Raw genomic sequence first — 9705 nt, 5'->3', positions numbered from 1 at the left:
ATTTAGGCTCCCTCTCATAGATATCCTTACTCAAATAATAGAGCTTTAATTCTAATTTATTTTTTGCTGTGTTTTGCGTGAATTTTATTCCTGAATAAATATCACATTTTACTTTGTGAGAATAAATATGAATTCAACCAAAAGAAATGAAATATAAAGGGAATTTAAATCATCGTTTTTCATTTTGTTTTCGTTATTGGCTATGAAAAGGTCAACAAGGTCAGCTTTCGAATGGCCGGCAGACTCTAATAACACCTAACAAAAGGAAGACGTCAAATGGCGACAATCTCACGTACAACAACCTTGACACTCTCCACCATCGCAGTGCTCGTCAGTGCGGGAGCCGCCCAGGCACAGACGAGAATCTATCCTGATCAAATTGTGCTCGATACCTTAGGCGATGGCCAATGCCGATATAACTATCGGCCATTAACGGCAGAGGAGGCGGGTATCCACCGCCACTTTTTGATGGCACGCATGGGGAAATGGCAAATCACTGGACTCGAAGGCGATTGGGTGATCATGGGCCCTGGCTATCACGGTGAAATTAAACACGACATTCCAACCCCACAATATACATGGTGTTATCCCATTGATTCCATAAAAGGTGAGGGCGAGATTCCTGATTACCCCGCCCGAAGCGTGCCAGCAGGCACAGAGCTCGATATCCAATATTCGCTGGTCAATAATCGCAGTGAATTTGTTAAACCGCTGAGTTATCTCGCGCATTATCTGGGTTACGCATGGGTGGGGGGCAACCACGGTGATTACGTCGGTGAAGACATGAACGTTTGGCGTTCCGGCGATCAATGGCTGATCCGCGGCAACAATGATGGTGGGTGTGATGGCTACCGCTGTGGTGATAAGACCACCATCAAAGTGGATAACTTTGCTTACAACCTAAATGACAGCGACTTCTGGCATGGTGAGGTGGTTGAGTCCGACAAAGAGCTAGTCGATACGATTTATGCTGTCGCTCGAAACCACCTCGATACGCCGCAACAAGTGGTCGTTGACTTACAAGTCACTGAGTCTACCAATTGGTCGAAAACCAACACCTATGGGTTTTCGGAAAAAGTACAAACAGAAAACGGATTTCAGTGGCCATTGGTAGGCAGCACCAAGCTCACTCTCGCATTTGAGGCAAATCAAAGCTTTGCCAATAGCAATGGTGGCTCGAGCAGTAAGTCGATGACGCTACAAGCGCGTCCAATGGTTCCGGCGAATTCAGAGGTTCCGATTCGCGTTGAGCTTTATCGGTCGAGCATTTCTTATCCGTATCGCTTTGGTGCCGATATTAGTTATGACGTGACTTTTGACGGCTTCTTGCGCTGGAGCGGCAACGCATGGCATTCGCACCCTGAAAATCGTCCTACTTTATCCCATACCTTTACGATGGGACGCGGTAGTGAGCCGTCTGCGGATATCGCATATCAATGGCATCACCGTTACATTCCTGGCGAAGCGAAATGGTGGGACTGGAACTGGGCGATTGAAAAATATGGCCTACAAAGCATGCAGAACGTAACTGCAGAAAGCTTGCGCCCGTTCTATTCCTATGTATCGGGTGATTTTTATGCGGAGTCCCAGTATGCAGGGGGCATTGATCTTGGCAAAGAGAGGCCGATTGGCACAGCGGCTTCCTCTCGCGTTAAGCGCGCTATTTCGCCAATGACCAAGATTGGCGAAGCGAATGGGGTGGAATTGTTTTCTAACTTTGACCCCGATAGGCTTGCGAGCCTCGGTTTCGACAATGCCGAATTAACCATCAAACCTATGAATTAGGCGGGAAGAGTCATCTTGAAGTAAACAGGTCGCTATCAAAGGTGCGGCCTTTTTCATTATCTTGATGAATTTGTCTGTCCACTGTCATTAAGTATCTTTATCAAGCGTGCAGGCGTTCCACCGTACAGGCTGTCAGGTGGCACGTCGTGTTTCACCACGGCGTTGGCGGCAATGACGCTGCGTGCGCCGATGGTGACGCCTTGACAGATCACCACATTACCGCCAATCCATACATCGTCTTCGACCACAATCGGTTTACACCAGGTCTCCCAAGCGCGCCGGCTTCGATAATCAAGAGAGTGGGTTGCGGTGTAAAACTGGGTATTGGGGCCAATCAGCACATGGTTGCCAATCGTGATCGGGGCCCCATCCAGCATAGTGGCATTCATATTGATAAAGGTGTTACTACCAACCTGGATGGTTTCGCCAAACTCACAATAAAACGGCGGTTGGATCACCGAACCCTCGCCGATAGTGTGTAATAACGTGTTGAGCAGTTGCTTTCTTGTTGCCGTCTCTACGCTTTGGTTGAATGCTTGCAAGGTTCGTGTGGCGTGGTCCCGCCGGATATCAATGGAGCCATCGCTGTCATCAAACACAAGTCCTTGGCACATCTTTTCCCATTCGGTCATGGTTTCTCCTTATTATTTGTGAACAGTGATACAAGGCCAGTCATCACGGCATTATCTCAGTTTGTGGGAGCGTGAAAACAGAAATCATTCCTTAAGCGTTTTTCCTCTTTCTTTTCCCTTTCTAGGGCTAGCAAAGAAAAAGCGCCACTCGGTGGTGGCGCTTAACGCTTAACGCTTAACGCTAACGAAAATAAACACGCACATCGGTTTGGCTTCGGCTTCCATCACCGGCGAGTAGCAAATGCAGGCGCTGTTGGTCATTTAAATCGACCTCGATATACTGGTTGCTGCCCGGCACGTCTGAAACGGCTTGATTTTGCGCTTGCGTTGGCCAGTAATCCTCGGCGGCGAATACGCTCAAATTTCCGGTGTCACCATCCGCCATGACCCATACTTGGGCTTTGGTTGCGCCTTCAGGCACATCGGCATACAGATAACGACGTTGATAAACGCTAATACTGTTGGGGCTGGCGACGTTAAGTTGCATCGGGCGCAAGTCATCGGTGCCAGTCGGTATTTCAGGCTGCGGCTCCGGGGTGGGCTCTGGCTCTACTTGCCCCTCAGCATTCACTTTGACAGTGACATCGTTAAAGTCACCGCGCCCGGTGACACTTAAGGTATAGCGGCCTGGCTCTACATCGTTAAGGGTCACGGTTTCATTACTCGTCTGGTTCCACTCGGTGGCATCAAAATCGTAATAGTGCGCTTGGCGATCTTTCGCCACGTAGAGATCAGCATTGCCTTGGCCCGCGATGCTAAAGGTAAGCGCAGTGGCGGCACGGCTCAGGTCGATCTGATAGAGGTGTTCACTGTATGCCTGCCCGCTAATGGTGACGGTTTGTCCCAGGGACAGGGTTGTAACGTCTGGGTGCTCAGGCTCAGGCTCAGGCTCTGGTTGTGGTTCAGGATCTGGACGAGGAGGCTCGCCGCTATCTGAACTATCCAGCGTCGTCAGCCATTGCGAAAATGCGGGGCCATATTGTTCACCATACTCTTTGGCTAAGCTTGCCCATTGTTCAAATTGTCCAGTTCGTCCGGCTGCGAGCAACGCATTAACAGCTTCTGGGTGTTTTTCAAACAAGAAGCGTACCGCCAAATATCCCCAGCGATACACGCGGTTCACATCGTGCTGATAGGTGGTGGCAAATACGTCACTGAGTGAATAGCCGCCTTCTTTGCCCAAACGTATGGCGTCGGCATAGTCATCGCCATGGGCCATGTATTCAGCAAAACCTTCTAACCACCACACGGTATGACCGTGGCGAAGCACGTCGTTGAAGTCGCCGTACATGTTAAAGCGGCCATCAAGATAATGAACGTACTCGTGTTCAAGGTTCCAAATCGAAAGCGATTGGCCATTATCATTACGGTAAGCGATAAAACGGGCTTGGTTGTCAGGACTTGCTGGGTCGCCCTCTAAGTACTGGCCGCCGTTATCGGTCGAGTTTCCAAACAAGAACGATGAATAGGTCTTGTAGTCCGACGGGTTATCAAATACCACCACTTCAACACTGTCGTTTAGATCGTCGGCGACCGCTTGATAACCTGAGTTCACGCTTTGATGAAACGCGTTTTCTTTTTGATGCAGGCTTTCACAGGCTTGTTTAGACTGCGCTCGTGTCATGCTTTGTGAGCGGATCACGGCAGGACCATCACATTGATAACGATAGGGAACGATTTTGGTGGCTAACGTCGATTTGGCATCGATGAGGCCTAACTCCTTCATTTTATCGGGGGCAAACGCGTCGACCATTTGAACCAGTCCAACCCAAACGGCATCGTTGGCGCCACCCAGAGGAAAACGAGGCAGAAGATCACGGTAGTGGGTCAGAACCCGTGCACGGATACTTGGCTGAGGTGCCATGAGTAATCGGCCCATCTCGCGGACCGTATTCGACACCAATAAAGCACCGTTTTCAGTTTGTGATAACTGAGGATTATCAATGACAAACTGGTAGAGACGATCGATCAAAGACAAGTCAGCTGCAAGCACATCGTAGAAGGCTTGACGCGATTGATGACCTGCCATGGCGACAAATAGATTGTTCAGCGCGTTGACATAGCCACGCTCTTGTAAGCGCGCTTGATTCAGGTTTTCCAGCAGTCGCAGTTGTAGGTTAAAGGTTTGTGGTAATTGCTTAATGCTATCGGCCATCAACGTCAGGCCATGTAATGCATCGGTTTGCGCACGGCCATCTTCGGTTGCAAAAGGGGATTGTAGAAACTGGACGATGGTATGCGCCAATGCTTTATCAAGCTTATCAGAATAATCAGCTTGGTCTGTGTCACCATAAAAGCGGACGTAATAAGCTGCGCGAATATATTCAGTGAGGTTGGCGATTTGGCGTGCTTGCGTTGCTTGACCTTGATATTGCGTGACGGTTTGCTCTAGTCGCTGTGCCACTTTACTTACAAACGCTTCTTGGTAGACGTTGCTATATCGAATAGACGTGGTGTCATACCAGCTGGTAAAACAACTGCGTTCAGCACTCATAATCGCTTCGATAGGCGCGTTACTGGCTGCCAAATCGGCAATCTCACAGTGAGCATCAGCCCATGCACTGGTGCTGCTCAATGCAGCGAGGGCAATCAGTGCCGATAAAGGTTTAGGTCGGGAAGGGAATAGTGTATACATTTCAAGCTCCTAGATGTTTTTAGACGGAGCCGTTATAACGATTTTCTAGATTTTTTTTGGTAGTTAACTCCAAAAATTAGGGCTTGGTTCCATTTTGTTCTTTTTATCAGCTACTTATTCATCATTATGTTTTTTTTTCACGCAGGTGCAACTTGGCAATACGTTTGGTCACGGTATAGACGCGTTTCAGCGATTCGGTCCACTCCATTTCAATACTAAACAGTTGAAGGCGATTGGGGTTATGCTCGACCAAACGCTCGGCTTGGTGAGCCAGTACTTTATCCAATAGCGCGTTAAGGTTACGTTTGGTGTTTAGTACCCGTTTAGCTCGTTGCGTATCTCCACGTCGAATCGCATTCACGCTATCAAGTAACGCATGCGTCACCTTATCTTGGATTTCATCAAGCGTTGATTGCATTTCAGGGCTGATGCTAATCTCCGCATGAAGTGATTTATCCATGATGGGAACTAAGGTGTCTTCAATCAGATCAGCAATGCTTTCGAGTTGGTCGGTCACACTGATCAGCATGATTTGACGATCACTTTGTACCTGTGAAAGTGGCTCTTTACGCAGTCGCCCTAAGTAAAACAAAATATGCCCATGTAGAATATCTACTTGTTGTTCTAGAGTCTCTATTTTCCCCAGCGCCTCCACGGCAGCGCTTTGTTCTTGCTGCGTGGCCAGTTTTGATGTTAGAGGCGGTAGGGCATTCATCATGTTACAAACTCTACGCCCAACGCGACCTATCTCAAGCTGTGCCTGGTCCATGGCAATGTCTGGCGTCATCAATAGTTCTTTAGATAAGTATTTCGGTGCGACAATCGGCCGTTCGCTGATCGTTGGTTTAGGCGTTTTTGGTATGATTTTTTTCGCGAGCCAAACAAATCCTCCCACGAATGGCAGCATAATAAGCGTATTCACGACGTTAAATAACGTATTCGCATTCGCGATTTGGCGCGGGAGCTCAGCTCCTAATCGTTCAACGTCGGTTAAATCAGGGTGAATCGGCGAAAGCGCGACACTCCAATCACTGAGCGTGCTGATCATTGGCAACCAAATGAATACGCCAATAATGTTAAAGAGAATATGAACACTGGCGGTTTGTTTGGCTTCTCGGGATTTTCCGATAGCGGCGAGAAGTGCTGTCACACAGGTACCAATATTGGCGCCCATCGCAAGGGCGATACCACTTTCCAGTGAAATAAAACCTTGTCCGGCAAGGACAATCACGATCCCGGTTGTTGCTGAAGACGACTGAACTAATGCGGTGAACAGCGCTGCGAGTAAGATCGCGAGCAGAGGGTTATCCATGGTCGCCATCGCGTCGATAAAGGGCTGATAATCGCGCAGCGGTGACATGGCATCGCTCATCACGTTCATACCCAGAAAAATCAGACCTAAGCCGAACAGCATATTGCCGTAGTGTTTGGTTTGGTCGGCTTTGGCGATAAATTGGGTGAGAAAGCCCGCAGCGACCATTACGTATGCTGCTTTGGTGATCTTAAAGGCAACAATTTGCGCGGTCACCGTGGTACCAATATTGGCACCCATAATGACTCCGGTCGCTTGGGCAAGTGACATCAGGCCTGCTGAGATAAAACCTATCAATAATACGGTGGTGACGGAAGACGATTGAATGGTGGCAGTAATGCCGGCGCCCGTGAGCACCCCAGCCACGCGGTTGGTGGTCAGTTTGGCGAGCAAGGTTTTTAAGCGGCTACCGGCGGCGCTTTTGAGGGCATTAGACATCTTGTCCATACCATAGAGAAACAGCGCCAGCCCACCGAGTAGTCCCATGATCATGCTAGGATACTGAATGTTCTCAGCATTGCCTTGCGCGGCCCAAACGAGTGGGGAACAGAATAAGAACAGCAGCGCCACAAGCTTGACGCGAAATATGTTAGAAAAAATCGTCAGATGCATTCAATCTGCCCAATTATCTGATTATCACCAATAATCATTAACATAGATGTAAAGAAGCAGTAATGCGAATGTCACTTTTAGGGAGAGGGCAGAATCGTGGTGTGATCACAGTCGTGAGGAAATGGTGTGCGAAACTCTCATAAAAAAGCGGCCAGCCGTGGCTAGCCGCAAATCACAAGACAGCGATATTAACCTTGGCAGCTTTGGGTTTGGATGCCAACTTGAGCAAAGGCTAGGCTGACAGCGCCGGCTGAATAGTTTAGCGCTTTAGCGGCTTCGCAAACCCCATCGGCACCTTGTTTGAAGCTCGAGTTAGGTTGCCAGTAAAGTTGGTTAGCGGTGGCAAATGCGCGGAAGGCCTTTTTGATATTCCACTGCTCGCTGGTGGCCAAATGATAAAAGGCTTTGTTGAAAATCCCCGAGCTATTGTGGACATCCATGCCCTGATAGTAATTGGCAATGTGACCAATAGAGTAACCGTCTTTACCGGGGTTAATGAAATAACGAATGGCTTCGCTATGCTTCATCACGTCTTCACCAAATTTCCAGTTATAGTCGCCGAATACATACTGGCCGAGTGCCGCGGCAGCCATATCTGAAAAGGCTTCATTTATGCCACCAGACATGTCGCGATATTCGAGCCCTGAATTTTGTTCAGTAAAACCGTGGCTGACCTCATGGGCAATAACATCCCAAGTAGCAAGCGGATACATGCTGTCATTACCGTCACCAAAGATCGTTTGTTGTCCGTCCCAGAATGCATTGCCCAGGTTCTCACCATAATGAACACGCATGATAAGCTTTTGGTGAATAGGGCGAACACCTAACCAATCTCGATACATGTTGAAAACTTGCTGACCAAAGTACTGCGCATCATTCATCGGGGCATAGGCGCCGTTGACTGCGTGATAAATATTTTGAGGGCAATTAAATTGATGAACGTGTCCGCCCCAGTCGCGGTTATTCATATTAATGGTTTGCACATCGGGGCTGTCCATTTTGCAGCGACTGCCCACCGTTACCGGGAATCCACCGAATTGCGTGTTCGGGGCAAAGTGAAACCGACCACTTTTTTTGTTCCCTCCTGGGCCACCCGCCACATCCGCCTCTAGGTGCGCGATGCCGTCCCAGCTGTCGAGAATATCGCCAGACTTCGCATCAATAATTTTGATCGGACGCGACGGGTGACCATTGTCGCTGGCGAGGTAGTCGACTTTGTAGACCAGGCGCGCTGTTTGTTGTTTATCCAGCCAAACCAAAAGCTCTGTGTTTGCATCCGCTTGATGAAAATGACGATTACCTTGGCTCGTTTGACCTTGAGCAATCGCAATGGCCTGCTGTTGGTTAATCATGGGGAGTGTGCCACCGATATCTTGTTCGATATCAGTGACAACGTCACCTTTAACGCTTGACGAAAAGCCGCGTGCGGCGGTATTTTCAACCACCGAATAACCGTAAACAGGCACACCATGATGTAGCTGCTGCTTGCGTACTAAGGTTTTGTCACCCACTTGTAGGCGTGACTTTTCACGAAAGCTTAATGCTGGCGATGAGGCCACCATCGCGCGTGGTTGATCATTGTTTAATGCCGCGCTCAAATCTAAACTGGAGGCGTCGACCACATTAGCAGCCTGAGCAGGTATCGCTAATGGAAGGGTTAAAGCGAGTAGTGTTTTACGCATAGTGTCCTCTTCATACTACAACGAGTTAAAAATCCTTGGTTACTATCCATCGTGTGCGTCTCAAGCGGGTTTTTGAGCGGTGATAATGCGGACTTTGTTCAAAAAGCGTTCAGAAAAGTGGTATCCCTATTCCATGTTCAACAGATATGGTAAGAAAAAACAGACAGCACGCGATTCAACCAGTTGTTTATCAACTGGTGTGCTACGCTAAACAGGCATCGAAAGCGCGGGGTTGAGGTAGTGAGCGTTGTTGTTTAAGGGTCGAGTTAGTATCGGGCTTATCGTGGTGTGGCTGGTCTCGTTCAGTACGCTTGCTGTTGGGCAACCTTGGCAGCAACCGAGTTATATTCAAGATGCGTTTTATCGCATTGCGTTGAAAAGTGAATATGTAGAAGGCGAGCATGGTGTTCGTAAGTGGAGAGAATCCGTGCGCTATACCGTGTCGCATGTCGTCAGCGACAGCGAGCTTCACGATAAACTCGTCCGCTACCACCTTGACCATTTGCAAAGCTTGACGGGGATAAACTTTATACCGGCTTCACACCCCAAAGCCGCTAATCTGACCATTGTCTTTACCAACCACCAACGCTTTTTAGACGATGCGCGGCAATACTTTAAAACCAACGATGTCACCCCATTACGCAAAGCGGTCTGTGCGGCTAATTTTGCCGTTGATAAAAACGGCTGGATAAGGCGTGCCGCGGTCGTGATCCCAGTTGATTTGGCAAGATCAAAAGGTAAGTTAGTCGCCTGTGTGGTTGAAGAGCTAACCCAGATCATGGGACTGCCCAATGACGACGATAACGTGTTTCCTTCCATTTTTAATGATCGCACTCCGGAACAACTATTAACGGGGTTAGACGGCTTATTACTGCGACTTTTATACTTGCCAGACATACAAGCCGGGCAAAATTGGCATCAGGTGGAGCCAATCATTGCGCCGGTGATTGAGTCGTGGGCGCGCGACGGCACCATTGCGCAGGCTCATCGCGCGGTAAGAACGGGCGAGTTGTACCGCTTGTTGGGTTGGTAATGCGCGAATGGTTA

At 48.8% G+C, this 9705-nt stretch carries 5 protein-coding genes and 1 pseudogene; 2 read left to right on the top strand and 4 right to left on the bottom strand.

Going from position 1 to position 9705, the window contains the following annotated elements; translation table 11 throughout:
* Positions 1–276: 276 nt before the first annotated feature.
* The gene (locus BZJ18_RS11940; protein WP_077457005.1) at positions 277–1785 is read left to right on the top strand and encodes an aerolysin family beta-barrel pore-forming toxin; all 1509 of its coding nucleotides are present in this window, start codon (positions 277–279) and stop codon (positions 1783–1785) included.
* 56 nt (positions 1786–1841) lie between these two features.
* Here BZJ18_RS11940 and BZJ18_RS11935 read toward each other — a convergent pair whose 3' ends face one another.
* The 4 genes and pseudogenes from BZJ18_RS11935 to BZJ18_RS11920 all read right to left on the bottom strand — a co-directional run.
* On the bottom strand, positions 1842–2417 hold the full coding sequence (locus BZJ18_RS11935) for a sugar O-acetyltransferase (RefSeq protein WP_077457003.1): 576 nt from the start codon (positions 2415–2417) through the stop codon (positions 1842–1844).
* Positions 2418–2598: 181 nt separating this feature from the next.
* A complete protein-coding gene (locus BZJ18_RS11930; RefSeq protein ID WP_077457001.1) occupies positions 2599–5052 on the bottom strand; it encodes a M9 family metallopeptidase in 2454 nt (817 codons plus the stop codon).
* 124 nt (positions 5053–5176) lie between these two features.
* Positions 5177–6976, bottom strand: coding sequence for a Na/Pi cotransporter family protein (locus BZJ18_RS11925; RefSeq protein ID WP_241824958.1), 1800 nt, complete (start codon positions 6974–6976; stop codon positions 5177–5179).
* A gap of 197 nt (positions 6977–7173) precedes the next feature.
* Positions 7174–8658 (bottom strand): annotated as a pseudogene (locus BZJ18_RS11920) (M4 family metallopeptidase); the annotation flags it as partial.
* Between the two features lie 250 nt (positions 8659–8908).
* On the opposite strand from BZJ18_RS11920, the gene BZJ18_RS11915 reads away from it, so the two are divergent.
* Positions 8909–9691, top strand: coding sequence for a DUF2927 domain-containing protein (locus BZJ18_RS11915; protein WP_158011283.1), 783 nt, complete (start codon positions 8909–8911; stop codon positions 9689–9691).
* Positions 9692–9705: the final 14 nt, after the last annotated feature.

The sequence above is a fragment of the Salinivibrio sp. IB872 genome, assembly GCF_001995345.1.
Lineage (GTDB): Bacteria > Pseudomonadota > Gammaproteobacteria > Enterobacterales > Vibrionaceae > Salinivibrio > Salinivibrio proteolyticus.
The sequence above is the reverse complement of the archived record's forward strand: the minus strand, read 5'-3'. Positions and strand labels throughout refer to the sequence as shown.

What these genes read in the sequence shown, in the direction of transcription:
- BZJ18_RS11940 (WP_077457005.1), top strand. Translation starts at nt 277, where the DNA reads ATGGCGACAATCTCACGTACAACAACCTTGACACTCTCCACCATCGCA.
- BZJ18_RS11935 (WP_077457003.1), bottom strand. Translation starts at nt 2,417, where the DNA reads ATGACCGAATGGGAAAAGATGTGCCAAGGACTTGTGTTTGATGACAGC.
- BZJ18_RS11930 (WP_077457001.1), bottom strand. Translation starts at nt 5,052, where the DNA reads ATGTATACACTATTCCCTTCCCGACCTAAACCTTTATCGGCACTGATT.
- BZJ18_RS11925 (WP_241824958.1), bottom strand. Translation starts at nt 6,976, where the DNA reads ATGCATCTGACGATTTTTTCTAACATATTTCGCGTCAAGCTTGTGGCG.